The following is a 14,665-nucleotide window of genomic DNA, read 5'->3' as shown; positions in this document are numbered from 1 at the left end:
TGGCAAGCCTCGCATGACGGAGGAGTTGAACGAGTTGGGCCTACAGGTTGGCGGGCGTCGTGTCGGTCGTCTGATGCGCCAAAATGGCATTCAGGTTGTTCGCAGCCGCAGGTTCAAGCGAACGACCGACAGCGATCATGTCTTCAACATTGCGCCGAATCTCCTGCAACAAGACTTCGCGGCGGGCGGGCCAAACCAGAAGTGGGCGGGGGATATCACTTGCATATGGACCCGCGAGGGCTGGGTCTATCTCGCTGTCATCCTTGATCCTTTCTCAAGGCGTGTGGTTGCCCTGCGTGATTTGCACGCAAATCCCTTTCAGGTAACAGCTGGGCGATCAGAAACCGTATGAAGCAGGATCTGGCTCTGAGGGCGCTGAACATGGCGATCACCATCCGAAGGCCACCACAAGGCTGCATTCACCACACGGATCGTGGATCCCAAATACTGCGCTCACGACGACCAGAAGCTTCTGCACCAGCACGCACGGACACCCTCAATGAGCGGGAAAGGCAATTATTACGATAATTCCGCCGTCGAAAGCTTCTTCAAATCGCTGGAAGCGGCACTGGTCTGGCGCCGCAGCTGGCAAACCCGGCGTGAGGTCGAAGAGGCCCTCTTCGAATACATCAACGGCTTCTATAACCCACGCCGCAAACACTCAGCCTTGGGCTGGAAAAGCCCTGTGGCCTTCGAACGAAAGGCTGCCTAACATGAGCACCTGACTGGAACGAAACCGTTGCAGTTCAAGGTGTTCGTGCCGCCCTCGACCGAGTCATTGCCATCGTCACCGTACAGCGTATCATCGCCATATTGGCCCAGCATGGAATCGTCGTTGGCGCCGCCATAAAGTGCATCGCCCAAGTTCGGGCCGTAGGCGACGGTTTGGCTGAACGCCCCAGTGATCGGCTCTAGGAAATAACCATCCTCGTCTTTCAGGATGTAGTTGCTGCTGCTGAGGGTCGAGAAGGCATAGCACTGCCCCGCCGCGATGGTTGCCACCTGCTGCACATTGCCTAACGAGTCGGCCCATTCCAGATAGATCGGTTCGTCGGCAGAGTTGGTCACCGTCAGCGTGGTGCCCAATCCCAGAATGCCACTGGCATAGCTGGCTTGGGTCAGCCACTGGCCATCGCCCAGCAGCATGTCATTGCCGGTGCCGCCCGAAACCGGATCAGTGCATTGTCGCCGTAAAGCGAATCTGCGCCCGCGCCGCCATACAGTGCGTCATTGCCGTCGTTGCCGTGGATGGCGTCGTTGCCCGCAAGGCCAGAGAGGGTGTCGGCCCAAGCGGTGCCCGTCAGCGAGTCATTGCCGGATGTTGCGATGGGCATGTTAATTCGACCCTGCAACTGGGGCTTGTGCAAGGCCAAGTCGGGTAATGAGAAATGCCGATAAATCTGGCATGATCGGCCTTGGCTTGCGCGGCGTATCGGCTGCAAAGCTTCAGCCTAACGTTCAGGTCATAACTTTGAGTTAAGACGCTGATTTTAGCAAAAATCAAAGGGATTTCTCTGAAGTATTTGGCGAGCCTCTGGCTCAAACCACCTTGCCGGATTGGTGCGGATGAAAAGACTCGAACTTTCACTCCGATTAAAGAACAGCGACCTCAACGCTGCGCGTCTACCAATTCCGCCACATCCGCACTTGATCCGGCAAGGTGGCGGTTATGTAGCCGCACTCTGGCGCGATGAAAAGGGGGATTCTGCATGGTTTGATCCCTGTGGGCGAGAGCGGTTGCATTTCGGCTCTGCCCGCGCCATCTGTGACGTGAAGGATAAGGAGCGCGCCGATGAATCCCGTGCAATGGCAGCATCTTCCGGGGCTTGCGCCCTACCTTGAAACCTTGGCCGCGATGGAAGCCCGTGCGGCGGCGATTGCCGAAGGGACCGCCCCCGAGGCCGTCTGGCTGCTGGAGCATCCGCCGCTTTACACCGCAGGCACCTCGGCAAAGCCGGACGATCTGACCGATTCCGACCGCTTTCCGGTGTTTCAGGCCGGGCGCGGCGGGCAATACACTTATCACGGCCCCGGTCAGCGCGTGGCCTATATCATGCTGGATCTGAACCAGCGTGGCCGCGATGTGCGGCAATTCGTTTGCGCGTTGGAAGGTTGGGTGATCGCGACGCTGGCCGAGTTCAACGTCAAAGGCGAGCGCCGCACGGGCCGGGTCGGCGTCTGGGTGGTGCGCCCCGATCTTCCCGCAAACCCGGACGGCAGCCCGCGCGAAGATAAGATCGCGGCCATCGGGGTGAAACTGCGGCGCTGGGTGTCGTTTCACGGCATCTCGATCAATGTCGAGCCGGATCTGTCGCATTTCTCGGGTATCGTGCCCTGCGGCATCCGCGCGCATGGTGTGACCAGCCTTGTCGATCTGGGCTTACCGGTGAGCATGGCCGATCTGGACGCAGCCCTGCTGAAAACATTTCCGCGATTCTTCCCGTGACGTCATCAGGTTATGGGCTCCGGCACAACGGCGATAACCTTGCAAAACAGTCAGTCATTTCCAACGCTTTCTATGCGTAATCTCTGTCGCATCCTCGCGGCACAGCAGGAAAAATTGACACAGATCAAACTCTGACATTGCCCTGCCCCCGCCCTCAATCTAGATACGTCTTGTAATCCGGCATGGACTTTCCATGCGCGGGCAAGAATGCAACGACAACGGGAGACGCCAATGGCCGACGCAGCCATCCATGGCCACGACCATGAGCAACGCAGCTTTTTCACGCGCTGGTTCATGTCGACGAACCATAAGGATATCGGGATCCTCTATCTGTTCACCTCGGGCCTTGTCGGCCTGATCTCGGTGATCTTCACAGTTTATATGCGGCTCGAACTGATGGAGCCGGGTGTGCAGTATATGTGCATGGAGGGGATGCGCTTTGTCGCGGATGCCGCCCGTGAATGTACGCCGAACGGCCATGTCTGGAACGCCACCGTCACCGCGCACGGCATCTTGATGATGTTCTTCGTGGTGATCCCGGCTTTGTTCGGCGGCTTTGGCAACTACTTCATGCCGCTGCAGATCGGTGCGCCAGATATGGCGTTCCCGCGGATGAACAACCTGTCCTACTGGATGTATGTGGCGGGCACCTCGCTGGCGGTGGCATCTTTGTTCGCTCCGGGTGGTGAAGACCAACTCGGCGCAGGCGTGGGTTGGGTTCTCTATCCGCCGCTGTCGACCCGGGAGAGCGGCTATTCGATGGACCTTGCGATTTTTGCAGTCCACTTGTCGGGGGCGTCGTCGATCCTGGGCGCGATCAACATGATCACCACCTTCCTGAACATGCGTACGCCGGGGATGACCCTGCACAAAGTGCCGCTGTTCGGCTGGTCGATCTTCGTCACCGCCTGGCTGATCTTGCTGGCGCTGCCAGTTCTGGCCGGTGCGATCACCATGCTGTTGACCGACCGCAACTTCGGGACTACCTTCTTTGATCCGTCAGGTGGCGGTGACCCGATCCTGTATCAGCACATCCTGTGGTTCTTCGGGCACCCGGAAGTCTATATCATCGTGATCCCGGCCTTCGGTATCGTCAGCCAAGTGATCTCGACCTTCTCGCGCAAACCGATCTTTGGCTACCTGCCGATGGTTTACGCGATGGTGGCGATTGGCGTGCTGGGCTTCGTGGTCTGGGCGCACCACATGTATACCGTGGGCATGTCGCTGAACCAGCAAAGCTACTTCATGCTGGCAACCATGGTGATCGCGGTGCCGACCGGCATCAAGATCTTCTCATGGATCGCCACGATGTGGGGCGGCTCGATTGAGCTGAAAACCCCGATGCTCTGGGCGTTTGGCTTCTTGTTCCTGTTCACCGTTGGCGGCGTGACCGGCATCGTTCTGTCACAGGCTCCGGTGGACCGCGCCTATCACGACACCTATTATGTCATCGCGCACTTCCACTATGTGATGTCTTTGGGCGCTGTGTTCGGCATCTTCGCCGGGATTTACTTCTGGCTGGGCAAAATGTCGGGCCGTCAGTATCCGGAATGGGCGGGCAAGCTGCACTTCTACATGATGTTCATCGGCGCGAACGTCACCTTCTTCCCGCAGCACTTCCTCGGTCGCCAAGGCATGCCACGCCGCTACATCGACTATCCCGAGGCTTACGCCTACTGGAACTATGTCTCGTCGATGGGGGCGTTCTTGTCCTTCGCTTCGTTCCTGCTGTTCATCGGCATCGTCTTCTACACCCTGTTCTGGGGCAAGAAGATCACCGAGAACAACTACTGGAACGAATACGCCGATACGCTGGAATGGACCCTGCCCTGCCCGCCGCCCGAACACACGTTCGAGCAGCTTCCCAAGCAGAGCGATTGGGACCACAACCGCGGCCATTGAGGTTCGGTTTGAAACTAAAAAAGCCCCGCAGCGATGCGGGGCTTTTTTTTATGTGTTGTCACCAATCTAACACCAATGCCAATCGGCGGCTTTACTAGATCGACGCAAACCCCCAAAGTGCAGCCTCGCCAACCTCAACCGAGTTCCCTGTCGGATCGCGCACATAGACCGAATGCGCGCCATTCGGCCAAATATGGTGACGCTCGACCGGAACACCCAACGCCACGAAGTGATCACGCCATGCCTCCACCTCCGCCCGGTCCTTGGCATGAAAGCAGAAATGCCCCGCGCCTTCGGTGCCATGCCGGGGGATGACAATCTCTGGGTCGTTTTCGCGCGATTTGTCGGGGTTGAACAGCAACAGCATCTGCTGGCCGCATTTGAAGAACACCAGTCGATCTGGTACTTTACTGACCAGCTCCAGCCCGAAGACATCACGATAAAACGCCTCTGCCGCATCAAGATCGCGGGCGTAGATCGCTGTTTCCATAATCCCCGAAGCCGCTTTCATCCGCACACCTTCGCCTACGTCCCGCATTACGTTGTACGCCTTCGCGAGATAAATTTTTGCCGCACCACCGGCGGAAAGTAAAAGTAAATGTGCCGCTATGTCCCGACTTCCCTTTCCCGCCCTGCATATTATCTTGTGCCTTATGCCGTACGAATGGTTTCCCCCCTCTGGCGACGACACCCAGCGCCTGCATCTCTGGCCCTACCGCTCGCTCCCCCGGCGCGGCATGGTTTGGTTTATTGGCGGCACGGCGGCGCTGATCGCTTTGCCGCTGCTGGTGTTGATCGGCTCACCCGTGCTGTGGGGTCTGCTGCCCTTCCTGATCGCGGCCATCGCGGGCATCTGGTGGGCGCTTAATCGCAGCTACAAGGACGGGGAAATTCTTGAAGACCTGACCCTTACCGCAACCGAGATCACCCTGATCCGCCACGGCCCGCGCGGGCTGCGGAAGGCGTGGCAGGCCAACCCGCATTGGGTCCGCATCACCTTGCACAAAACCAAAGGCCCAGTGCCGGATTACCTGACCCTAACCGGCAATGGGCGCGAGGTTGAACTCGGAGCCTTCCTACCGCCTGAAGACCGCGTGGCGCTGGAAGCCGATCTGCGCAAACGCCTTGCCGCCCTGCGCTAAGCGCGACACACTCGCGGCCACGCACAGAAAGGCGCTGCCATGAACTACCGTTACACCATCCTCTATGTCGCTTCGGTGCCGGAAACGCTGAAATTTTACCAAGCCGCCTTTGGCTTTGACATCGGTTTCCTGCACGAAGGCGGCGATTATGGCGAGTTGATCACCGGGGCCACCAAACTCGCCTTCTCGTCGCACGCGCAGATGGCCACGATCGGCAAGGATGTCGCCACCGAGCCGCCCGCCAAACCGTCTTACGAACTGGCGTTTGAGACCGATGATGTGAGCACCGCGCTTGCCCGCGCCACCGCTGCCGGGGCTGTGCTGGTCAAACCGATCACCGAGATGCCGTGGGGGCAGACGCTGGCCTATGTCCGCGCGCCGGAAGGCACGCTGATTGAGATTTGCACACCGGTCGGCTGAGTCCGAACTCAGCCCAACTGCGCCTTGATCAACGCGCCGACCGCACCAAAATCCATCATGCCGGTATACTTGGCCTTCAGCACAGCCATCACCCGGCCCATATCCTTGATGCTGGTAGCTCCCGCTTCGGCCACAGCTGCAGCAATCGCGGCCTCCAGATCAGCACCCGTCACTTGTTTCGGCAGGAACTCATTCAGGACTTTGATTTCGTTCAGCTCTTTGGTTTCCAACTCGGGCCTGCCGCCAGCCGCATAGGCCTTGGCGGATTCTTGGCGCTGCTTCACCATCTTGCCCAGTAGCGTCAGAATATCGTTTTCGCCGACCTCCGTACCCTCACCACGCGCCGCAATCTCGCGGTCTTTGATCGCTGAAGACACCATGCGCAGCGTCGAAAGCCGCTCGGTTTCTTTCGCCTTCATCGCCTCTTTGACTGCCGCTTGCAGACGCTCACGCAACTCCATCTTCCGCACTCCTTAAAACTTTGGGCGACCATACACCCCCACCCGATTTGGCGCAACCGCAGGTCAAAACCACAAGCCATTGATCTTGCGACAGAATCCTTTTGCGGCAAACCCTTGACCCTGCAAGCCCCTGCCACTAGTGTCCGCCAGATTTTGCCGACAGGAGCCTCCGCCATGTCCACCGCCTCCGAATCTCACCAAGCATCGCGCCCGACCGCCTGTATCGCGCTGTCCGATGGCTCGGTGTTCTATGGTCACGGCTTTGGCGCGGTGGGTGAGACGGTGGCAGAGCTGGTATTCAACACCGCGATGACCGGCTATCAGGAAATCATGACCGACCCGTCTTATGCGGGTCAGGTGGTCACCTTCACCTTCCCGCATATCGGCAACACCGGCGTCAATATTGAGGATGACGAGACGGCCACCCCGGTTGCGGCTGGCATGGTGGTGAAATGGGACCCGACTGAGCCGTCGAACTGGCGCTCCACCGCCGATCTGCAAGCGTGGCTGCTGCAAAAGGGCCGCATCGGCATCGGCGGCATCGACACCCGCCGCCTGACCCGTGCGATTCGCCAACAAGGCGCACCGCATGTGGCTTTGGCGCATGATCCCGAGGGCAAGTTTGACATCGGTGCGCTGGTCGCGAAAGCCCGGGCCTGGAAGGGTCTTGTTGGCCTTGATCTGGCGAAAGACGTGTCCTGCACGCAATCTTACCGTTGGGACGAGCAGCTGTGGGCTTGGCCGGACGGCTATACCAAGCGTGAGGGCGCGGGCTTGCGCGTCGTCGCCATTGATTACGGTGCCAAGCGCAATATCCTGCGCTGTCTCGCCTCGGCTGGCTGTGAAGTGACCGTGCTGCCTGCCACCGCGACGGCTGAAGACGTGCTGGCGCTGAACCCTGAAGGTGTGTTTCTGTCCAACGGCCCCGGCGATCCGGCGGCGACGGGCAAATATGCGGTACCGATGATTCAAGGTGTGTTGGCCAAAGATCTGCCGCTGTTCGGGATTTGCTTGGGACATCAGATGCTTGCGCTGGCTTTGGGCGCGATCACCGTCAAGATGAACCACGGCCATCACGGTGCCAACCATCCGGTGAAAGACCTGACCACCGGCAAGGTAGAGATCACTTCGATGAACCACGGCTTCACGGTGGACAGCCAAACCCTGCCGAAAGGCGTGTCAGAAACCCATGTCTCGCTGTTTGATGGCTCGAATTGCGGCATCGCGGTCGATGGCAAGCCGATCTTTTCGGTGCAATACCACCCCGAGGCCTCGCCGGGCCCGCAAGACAGCTACTATCTGTTTGAGCGGTTCGCCGAAGCCATTCGCGCCCGCCGCACGGCTTAAAGCCCGAAGTTTTCAGGCGCTGTTAACCAAGCATTAATTCTTCCGGTGCAGTCTTTGCGGGCTGCCCGGAGGAATGATGTCCGTCACCCCGCTTCGCCCGATCCATCGTTTTCTACCCGGCATGGCTGCGCCGAACCCGGTGGTGTTGCCGCGGCCAACGGTGCAGACGCTGGTGGCAAAGTTGATGCAAGACAGAGTGGTGCAGCCGCATGTCATGCTGCAAGTGCTCGCCCAGCATACGCACCATCGTAGGCATCTGGCGGATATGCTGCTGGCACGTTGTGCCGTGCCGCCGGATGCACTTTATGACTGCATCGCCCAGCACTGGGGCGTTGGCCGCGTCGATTTGATGGCGCTGCCCCCCGACCCACGTCTGACGGCGCAGCTTAACCATGTCACGGCGCTGCGGGAAGGCCTGCTGCCTTGGCGCAAAGTCGGGCAAGCCACGGTGATCGTCACCGCCTATCCTGATCTGTTCATCCGCCACCGCGCTTGGTTGGAAGATAGCTTTGGCTCCGTGGCGATGGCTGTTGCCCCCATGATTCAGATCGAAACAGCTCTACTGGCGGCGCATGGCGCGCGCCTTGCTCATGCCTCGGAAACCCGCGTTCCCGCATTGGAAAGCTGTCGTGCCTATCACAGCACAACCTTGCAGAAACCGGCCGCAGTTCTTGCCGCCATCATCGGAATTTTCGCGCTGTTTCAACCTGTTGCGGCACTGGTTGCGGTATTTTCCATAGCGCTGACTGGCATGTTTTCCACCAATATCATGAAGCTATTCGCCCTTGTGCTGATGCACAGGCCCGCGCCAGAGCCGCGCAACGCCACCATGATCGCCCATCTGCCTGTAGTTTCGGTGATGGTGGCTCTATACCGCGAAAGCAACATCGCAGCAAAACTGACGGCAAGGCTTGACCGGCTGGAGTATCCGCGGGAATTGCTGGATATTCTGCTGGTGGTCGAACAAGAAGACAAGATGACCCGCAACGCGCTGAATACCAGTGATTTGCCGGGGTGGATGCGGGTGATCGTGGTGCCGGATGGCACCGTTAAAACCAAACCAAGGGCGCTGAACTATGCGTTGGATCATTGCAGGGGCGCGATCGTCGGAATTTACGATGCCGAAGACGCGCCCGAACCTGACCAGATCCGCAAAATCGTTGACCGTTTTCATCAGCGCGGCCCAGAGGTGGTCTGCCTTCAAGGCCAGCTTGACTACTACAACCCGCGCAGCAATTGGCTTTCCCGCTGTTTCACCATCGAATACGCCTCGTGGTTCCGCATGTTCCTGCCGGGGATTGAACGGATGGGGATGGCGATCCCACTTGGCGGCACCACTCTGTTCTTTCGGCGCAAAGCCTTGGAAGACCTCGGCGGTTGGGATGCGCAAAATGTCACCGAAGACGCCGATTTGGGCCTGCGGCTGTTCCGCCATGGCTACCGCACCGAGTTGATCGACACCACGACGTTTGAAGAAGCCAACTGCCGCTCGTTCCCATGGGTCAAGCAACGCTCACGCTGGATCAAGGGCTATATGATGACTTGGATCACCCATATGCGCGACCCACGCCTGTTGTGGCAGCAACTCGGGCCGCGGTGCTTCATCGGTTTTCAGGTGCAATTCCTAGGCTCGATCCTGCAAGCCCTTCTGGCGCCTTTGCTATGGTCGCTGTGGCTGATCCCATTCGGGTTTCAGCACCCACTGCCGAACGCTATCGGCGGCACGGCTTTTGAGGCGATTTATCTTGCTATGATGGCGACTGCTGTTCTGACCATCTTCTTTGACATCGCAGGGATGCGCCGCACCAAACATGGACTTAATCCGCTGTGGGCGCTGACACTGACGCTTTATCACCCTTTGGCAACGCTCGCCGCCTATAAGGCGCTGTGGGAATTGATGACAAAACCGTTCTACTGGGACAAAACCAGCCATGGCCATTTTGGCCTATAACACATTGGTCTTGAAAAATTATCGCGTCTTCAACTCGCCCGAATCCACCCGCAGCCGGGTCTCAAACGCCTTCGAGATATGCGATTTCAGCGCCAAATAGGCTGCCTCACCATCATGGGCTTCGATCGCAAGCACGATCTGATCATGCTCGGCCAAAGCCACTTCATCACGACCGGCAGCCGCAAAAGTTGTCGTCGCCATCAACGCCATCGAGCGGTGTACCAAATCCAACTGCTGCACCAGAAAGCGATTGTGGCTGGCGAGGTGAATCAACCGATGAAACCGCTTGTTGGCCCGGCTGAGGGCACGGGGATCACCGCCCAGCAGCGCGCGATCCTCCTCGACCATGCCACGCAGCACCCGGATTTCCTCATCCGAGGCATGACGGGCCGCCAACCGCGCCGCCAGACCCTCCAATTCGGTACGCACGACGTAAAGTTCCGCCAACTGGTTGTGATCCAGCGAGGCCACGATTAAACTGCGACCGTCCCGCGTCAGCATGCCTTGGGTTTCCAGCCGTTGCAGCGCCTCGCGCACCGGAGTGCGCGACACCCCGAGCCGCTCGGCCAGCTCCGATTCGACCAACCGATCCCCCGGTTTGTGAATCCCGGCCTCGATCGACTCGAGGATTAATGTGTAAGCATCCTTCTGCACGGCGTGGGCTCCTCCTTGTCGGGCGACACTAAACGCCCACGCGGCAGGATCAAGCGATTGCTGCGCAGAAAGCTTCAGGCTATCCCTGCAGGATGAAAAAACAGTTTCAACATGTCACGTCTTGGGTCTTTGATCTGGACAACACGCTGTATCCGCCGCAGTTCCGGCTGTTCGATCAGATTGAGCTGCGGATGACGGCTTGGGTGATGAACGCGCTTGGCGTCGGCAAGACCGAGGCGGACCGCTTGCGTCAGCACTATTGGGACAGTTATGGCACGACGCTTGCGGGCTTAATGCGAGAGCATGACATCGACCCCGCGCCATACCTGCAAGACGTGCATGATATCGATTTCACCGTGCTTCCTGCCGATCCAGATCTTGCCGCCCGCATCCGCGCCCTGCCCGGTCGTCGCATCGTCTACACCAATGCCTGCGCGCCTTATGCCCATCGCGTGCTGGAAGCGCGCGGGTTGTCGGGCCTGTTCGACGCGGTTTACGGTGTGGAACACGCGGGTTTTCGCCCCAAACCTGAACGCGCCGCCTTTGAGACGATCTTTACGCAAGACGGTCTTGATCCCACAACAGCCGCGATGTTTGAAGATGATCCGCGCAACCTGATGGCCCCGCATCAGATAGGGATGAAAACCGTGCATGTCGCGCCCAAGGCACTGAAAGCGCTGCATATTCAGCATCACACCGATGATCTTGCAGGTTTTCTCGCCACGCTGGTGTAGGCAGACCCGAGACGCTTTGTCGCCTCGCTTTCCGCCAACATCTCGCTAAAATTATCGGCAAAGGGATCGCCATGTCACGCATTTCCACCGATATCCTGATCTCTGGCGGTGGCGTCGCTGGCCTCGCCGCCGCCGCAGCTTTTGGCAGCGCTGGTTTTTCGGTCATTTGCGCCGACCCCAGCCCCCCCGTCACAGATGCCGAAGCCGATGGCGCAGACCTGCGCACCACGGCGTTTTTGCAGCCGTCGATTCCCGTACTGCAAGCCGCTGGTCTGTGGACACGGCTGGAACCCTTCGCCGCCGCCCTGCAAATCATGCGCATCATCGACGCGGGCGGCGAGGCCATCGAGCCGCGTGTTATCAAAGACTTCAACGCCGCAGACCTCTCCAATGCCCCGTTCGGCTGGAACCTGCCAAACTGGTTGCTGCGGCGTGAGATGGTCGCCCGGTTGGCCGATCTGCAGAGTGTCAGGTTCCTGCCCGGCATCGCCACGACTGCCCTGCTGACCCGCGAATCCGAGGCTTTGGTGACGCTGTCTGATAGCCGCAAAGTCAGCGCAAAACTGGTGATCGCCGCCGATGGCCGAGCCTCTACCATGCGCGCAGCCCTTGGTATTCCCATTAAAACCACCCGCTATGGGCAAAAAGCGCTGGCTTTTGCGGTCACTCACCCCATCCCGCATGATAACGTCTCAACCGAAATTCACCGCTCTGGCGGCCCCTTCACCCTCGTGCCGCTTCCCGATCGCGCTGGCTTGCCCTGCTCTGCCGTGGTCTGGATGGAAGCCGGGCCAGAAGCACAGCGCCTCGCCGCCCTGCCTGTTCCAGACTTCGAGGCCGCGATCAATGCCCGGTCCTGCCAAATTCTCGGCCCACTAACCCTCGCCTCGCGGCGTTCGGCCTGGCCGATCATCAGTCAAATCGCAGCTAGGATGGCGGGTGAGCGGGTTGCCCTGATGGCCGAAGCCGCACATGTCGTCCCTCCCATAGGGGCGCAGGGGCTGAACATGAGCCTCGCCGATCTGGCCGTGCTGCTGGAACTGGCGCAGGCCGATCCTGCCAAACTCGGCAGTGCCAAGATGCTCGATACCTACCACCGCCGCCGCCATTTTGACGTACAGGCGCGGGTGACCGGCATAGACGCGCTGAACCGCGCCTCGATGATCGAGGGCCAATTCCTGCGCGATCTGCGCGCAGGGGCATTGAATGCATTCTATTCCGTCGCCCCGGTGCGCAAAACGCTGATGAAAGCCGGGTTGGGCCTGCGTTAACGGCTGTTGAACTTGCCCTTCAACGCATCGGCGAAAGCACTGCTACCGCCCGATGACCCTGCGGAGGTTGGCAGAGGCTTTCCGCGCTGCGGCTGCGGTGTGCGATCCTGCTGACGCTCGCGCACCTGCTCGCGCGCCTCGCCACTGTCGGATTTCATCGTCAGGCCAATGCGCTTGCGCGGCACGTCAACCTCGACCACCCGCACCTTCACCACATCGCCCGCCTTAACCACTTCATGCGGGTCTTTGACGAATTTGTCAGCCAGTTGACTGACATGCACCAGCCCATCCTGATGCACACCAATATCCACAAAGGCGCCAAAAGCCGCGACATTGGTGACGGTGCCTTCCAGCATCATGCCGGGTTTAAGGTCTTTGATATCCTCAATCCCATCGGCAAAAGTCGCGGTCTTGAAGCTGGGCCGGGGGTCACGACCGGGCTTTTCCAACTCGGCGAGAATGTCTTTTACCGTGGGCAAACCGAACTTCGCATCGACAAAGCTGCGCGGATCTAGGCCCTTCAGCGCCGCCGGGTCCGCCATCAACGCGCGAATATCCCGGCCACAAGCCGCGATGATTTTGCGTGCCACATCATAGGCTTCCGGGTGAACCGAACTTGCGTCCAGCGGCTCTTTGCCGCCCGAGATTCGCAAAAATCCCGCCGCCTGCTCAAAAGCTTTCGGCCCCAGCCGCGCCACTTTCAGCAATTCGCGCCGGGTTGCGAACGGTCCATTGGCGTCGCGGTGGCTGACAATCGCCTCCGCCAGTCCCGGCCCGACACCCGACACCCGTGCCAGCAACGGCGCAGATGCCGTGTTCAGATCAACCCCAACCGCGTTCACCGCGTCTTCCACCACGGCCTCTAGGCTGCGGCCCAAGCGGTGCTGATCGACATCGTGCTGGTACTGGCCGACGCCGATGGCTTTCGGCTCGATCTTAACCAGTTCGGCAAGCGGGTCTTGCAGTCGGCGCGCAATCGACACCGCGCCCCGCAAAGATACGTCCAGTCCCGGAAATTCTTTCGCCGCCAGCTCTGACGCCGAATAGACCGAAGCCCCGGCCTCGGACACGATGACCTTCACCGGCTTTTCCGCCCCCGGCAACAGCGCCAACAGGTCAGCCACCATTTTCTCGGTCTCGCGGCTCGCCGTGCCGTTGCCGATTGAGATCAGCTTGACCCCATGCTTGACAATCGCCTGCGCAATCGCCGCCTGCGCGCCGCGCAGATCGTTTTTCGGCTGAAACGGATAGACGGTATCGGTCGCGAGAACCTTGCCGGTGCCGTCCACCACCGCAACCTTCACCCCGGTCCTGATCCCCGGATCAAGCCCCATCGTGGCCTTACCGCCCGCCGGTGCCGCCAGTAGCAAGTCTTTCAGATTGCGCGCAAAAACCGCAATCGCCTCGGCTTCTGCCCGCTCCCGCAACTCGCTCATTAAATCCAGCGTCAGCGAGGTTTTCAATTTAACTCGCCAGCCCCAAGCCGCAGCCTCACGCAGCCAAGCGTCGCCCGTGCCCCGACCCGAGGCGTTCAATGCTGCCGCACAAGCCCGCTCTGCCGGGCTGTCGCCCTTCGGCGCATCAGGGTCAATCTCCAGATCTACGGCCAGAAAACCTTCGTTCTGTCCACGCAGCATCGCCAGCACGCGGTGGCTTGGCGCGCCCGCCCAAGCCTCGTTGTGTGCGAAGTAATCCGAGAATTTCGCACCCTCGGTCTCTTTGCCCGCCACGCCTTTGGCGTTCAGCCGCCCGATCTGCTTCATATGACCGCGCAACCGACCCAAAAGCGCTGCATCCTCGGACAGACCTTCGGCGATAATATCCCGCACGCCCTCCAAGGCAGCTTTCACATCCGGGACTGCTTCGGTCACGAACCCCTTCGCCAAAACCGCAGGGTCCGCCGCCCGATCCGCCAGAATCGCCTCGGCCAGCGGTGCCAGCCCATTTTCCCGCGCGATCATCGCCCGCGTGCGGCGCTTCGGCTTGTAGGGCAGGTAAATATCTTCCAACTCAGCCTTGGTCGTGGCCTTTGCCAAAGCCCCGGACAGCGCGTCGGTCAGCTTGCCTTGATCGGAAATCGAGCCCAGAATCGCCGCCCGCCGCGCTTCAAACTCGCGTAAGTACACCAACCGTTCCGCCAAATTGCGCAGTTGCGTGTCGTCCAAGCCACCCGTCACCTCTTTGCGATAACGCGCGATGAAGGGCACCGTCGATCCTTCATCCAGCAGTGTGATGGCAGAAGCGACCTGCGCCGCAGTCGCGCCAATTTCTGCTGCAATAACAAGGGGGATACGGCGGGTCGCTTCAGGGGTCATAGCTTGGTCCTTCACTTGGAAG

Annotated in this window: 14 protein-coding genes, 1 tRNA gene and 1 pseudogene; 9 read left to right on the top strand and 7 right to left on the bottom strand. The window is 59.8% G+C overall.

The window, feature by feature from the left end; genetic code table 11:
* Position 1: 1 nt before the first annotated feature.
* Positions 2 to 712: pseudogene (locus tag AKV04_RS13585) on the top strand (IS3 family transposase); the annotation flags it as partial.
* Here the strand turns inward: AKV04_RS13585 and AKV04_RS13580 are convergent.
* The 3 genes from AKV04_RS13580 to AKV04_RS13570 all read right to left on the bottom strand — a co-directional run bounded on the left by AKV04_RS13580 (position 709) and on the right by AKV04_RS13570 (position 1,645).
* A complete protein-coding gene (locus AKV04_RS13580) occupies positions 709 to 1,146 on the bottom strand; it encodes a hypothetical protein (protein WP_054006947.1) in 438 nt (145 codons plus the stop codon). The pseudogene AKV04_RS13585 and the gene AKV04_RS13580 overlap by 4 nt on opposite strands.
* Positions 1,119 to 1,334: a hypothetical protein gene (locus tag AKV04_RS13575; protein ID WP_054006946.1), complete on the bottom strand. Its 216-nt coding sequence runs from the start codon at positions 1,332 to 1,334 to the stop codon at positions 1,119 to 1,121. The genes AKV04_RS13580 and AKV04_RS13575 overlap by 28 nt, the downstream gene beginning before the upstream one ends.
* A 224-nt stretch (positions 1,335 to 1,558) precedes the next feature.
* Positions 1,559 to 1,645: transfer RNA gene (locus AKV04_RS13570), tRNA-Leu, on the bottom strand.
* Between the two features lie 147 nt (positions 1,646 to 1,792).
* Between AKV04_RS13570 and lipB the strand changes: the two genes are divergently transcribed.
* A complete protein-coding gene (lipB, locus tag AKV04_RS13565) occupies positions 1,793 to 2,446 on the top strand; it encodes a lipoyl(octanoyl) transferase LipB (protein WP_054006945.1) in 654 nt (217 codons plus the stop codon).
* Between the two features lie 231 nt (positions 2,447 to 2,677).
* Positions 2,678 to 4,348 (top strand): cytochrome c oxidase subunit I, encoded by a 1,671-nt coding sequence (gene ctaD, locus AKV04_RS13560; RefSeq protein ID WP_054006944.1) that lies wholly within the window; start codon positions 2,678 to 2,680, stop codon positions 4,346 to 4,348.
* A gap of 94 nt (positions 4,349 to 4,442) precedes the next feature.
* Here ctaD and AKV04_RS13555 read toward each other — a convergent pair whose 3' ends face one another.
* Positions 4,443 to 4,886 carry a VOC family protein gene (locus AKV04_RS13555; RefSeq protein WP_235815642.1) on the bottom strand — a complete coding sequence of 148 codons (444 nt, stop codon included), beginning with the start codon at positions 4,884 to 4,886 and terminating at the stop codon, positions 4,443 to 4,445.
* 115 nt (positions 4,887 to 5,001) lie between these two features.
* Here AKV04_RS13555 and AKV04_RS13550 point away from each other — a divergent pair, with 115 nt between their 5' ends.
* Together AKV04_RS13550 and AKV04_RS13545 are read left to right on the top strand one after the other, a co-directional pair.
* Entirely contained in the window at positions 5,002 to 5,490 is a 489-nt protein-coding gene (locus AKV04_RS13550) for a DUF2244 domain-containing protein (protein ID WP_054006943.1), read from the top strand.
* Positions 5,491 to 5,529: 39 nt separating this feature from the next.
* Positions 5,530 to 5,910, top strand: a complete 381-nt coding sequence (locus AKV04_RS13545; protein WP_054006942.1) for a VOC family protein — start codon at positions 5,530 to 5,532, stop codon at positions 5,908 to 5,910.
* Between the two features lie 8 nt (positions 5,911 to 5,918).
* Here the strand turns inward: AKV04_RS13545 and AKV04_RS13540 are convergent, their stop codons facing one another.
* Positions 5,919 to 6,371 (bottom strand): GatB/YqeY domain-containing protein, encoded by a 453-nt coding sequence (locus tag AKV04_RS13540; protein WP_054006941.1) that lies wholly within the window; start codon positions 6,369 to 6,371, stop codon positions 5,919 to 5,921.
* 174 nt (positions 6,372 to 6,545) lie between these two features.
* Between AKV04_RS13540 and carA the strand changes: the two genes are divergently transcribed.
* Both carA and AKV04_RS13530 read left to right on the top strand, forming a co-directional pair.
* A complete protein-coding gene (carA, locus tag AKV04_RS13535; RefSeq protein ID WP_054006940.1) occupies positions 6,546 to 7,718 on the top strand; it encodes a glutamine-hydrolyzing carbamoyl-phosphate synthase small subunit in 1,173 nt (390 codons plus the stop codon).
* Between the two features lie 76 nt (positions 7,719 to 7,794).
* Complete coding sequence (locus AKV04_RS13530) at positions 7,795 to 9,669, top strand: glycosyltransferase family 2 protein (protein WP_162232877.1); 1,875 nt, start codon at positions 7,795 to 7,797, stop codon at positions 9,667 to 9,669.
* 18 nt (positions 9,670 to 9,687) lie between these two features.
* Here the strand turns inward: AKV04_RS13530 and AKV04_RS13525 are convergent, their stop codons facing one another.
* Positions 9,688 to 10,323, bottom strand: a complete 636-nt coding sequence (locus AKV04_RS13525) for a GntR family transcriptional regulator (RefSeq protein WP_054006938.1) — start codon at positions 10,321 to 10,323, stop codon at positions 9,688 to 9,690.
* 92 nt (positions 10,324 to 10,415) lie between these two features.
* Here AKV04_RS13525 and AKV04_RS13520 point away from each other — a divergent pair, with 92 nt between their 5' ends.
* Together AKV04_RS13520 and AKV04_RS13515 are read left to right on the top strand one after the other, a co-directional pair.
* Complete coding sequence (locus AKV04_RS13520) at positions 10,416 to 11,057, top strand: pyrimidine 5'-nucleotidase (RefSeq protein ID WP_054006937.1); 642 nt, start codon at positions 10,416 to 10,418, stop codon at positions 11,055 to 11,057.
* A 71-nt stretch (positions 11,058 to 11,128) separates the two neighbouring features.
* Entirely contained in the window at positions 11,129 to 12,328 is a 1,200-nt protein-coding gene (locus AKV04_RS13515) for a UbiH/UbiF family hydroxylase (protein WP_054006936.1), read from the top strand.
* Here the strand turns inward: AKV04_RS13515 and AKV04_RS13510 are convergent.
* Positions 12,325 to 14,643 carry a Tex family protein gene (locus tag AKV04_RS13510; RefSeq protein ID WP_054006935.1) on the bottom strand — a complete coding sequence of 773 codons (2,319 nt, stop codon included), beginning with the start codon at positions 14,641 to 14,643 and terminating at the stop codon, positions 12,325 to 12,327. The two genes, AKV04_RS13515 and AKV04_RS13510, sit on opposite strands and share 4 nt — an antisense overlap.
* Positions 14,644 to 14,665: the final 22 nt, after the last annotated feature.

This window comes from Cypionkella psychrotolerans, from assembly GCF_001294535.1.
Lineage (GTDB): Bacteria > Pseudomonadota > Alphaproteobacteria > Rhodobacterales > Rhodobacteraceae > Cypionkella > Cypionkella psychrotolerans.
This window is presented reverse-complemented; position numbering and strand designations above follow the sequence as displayed.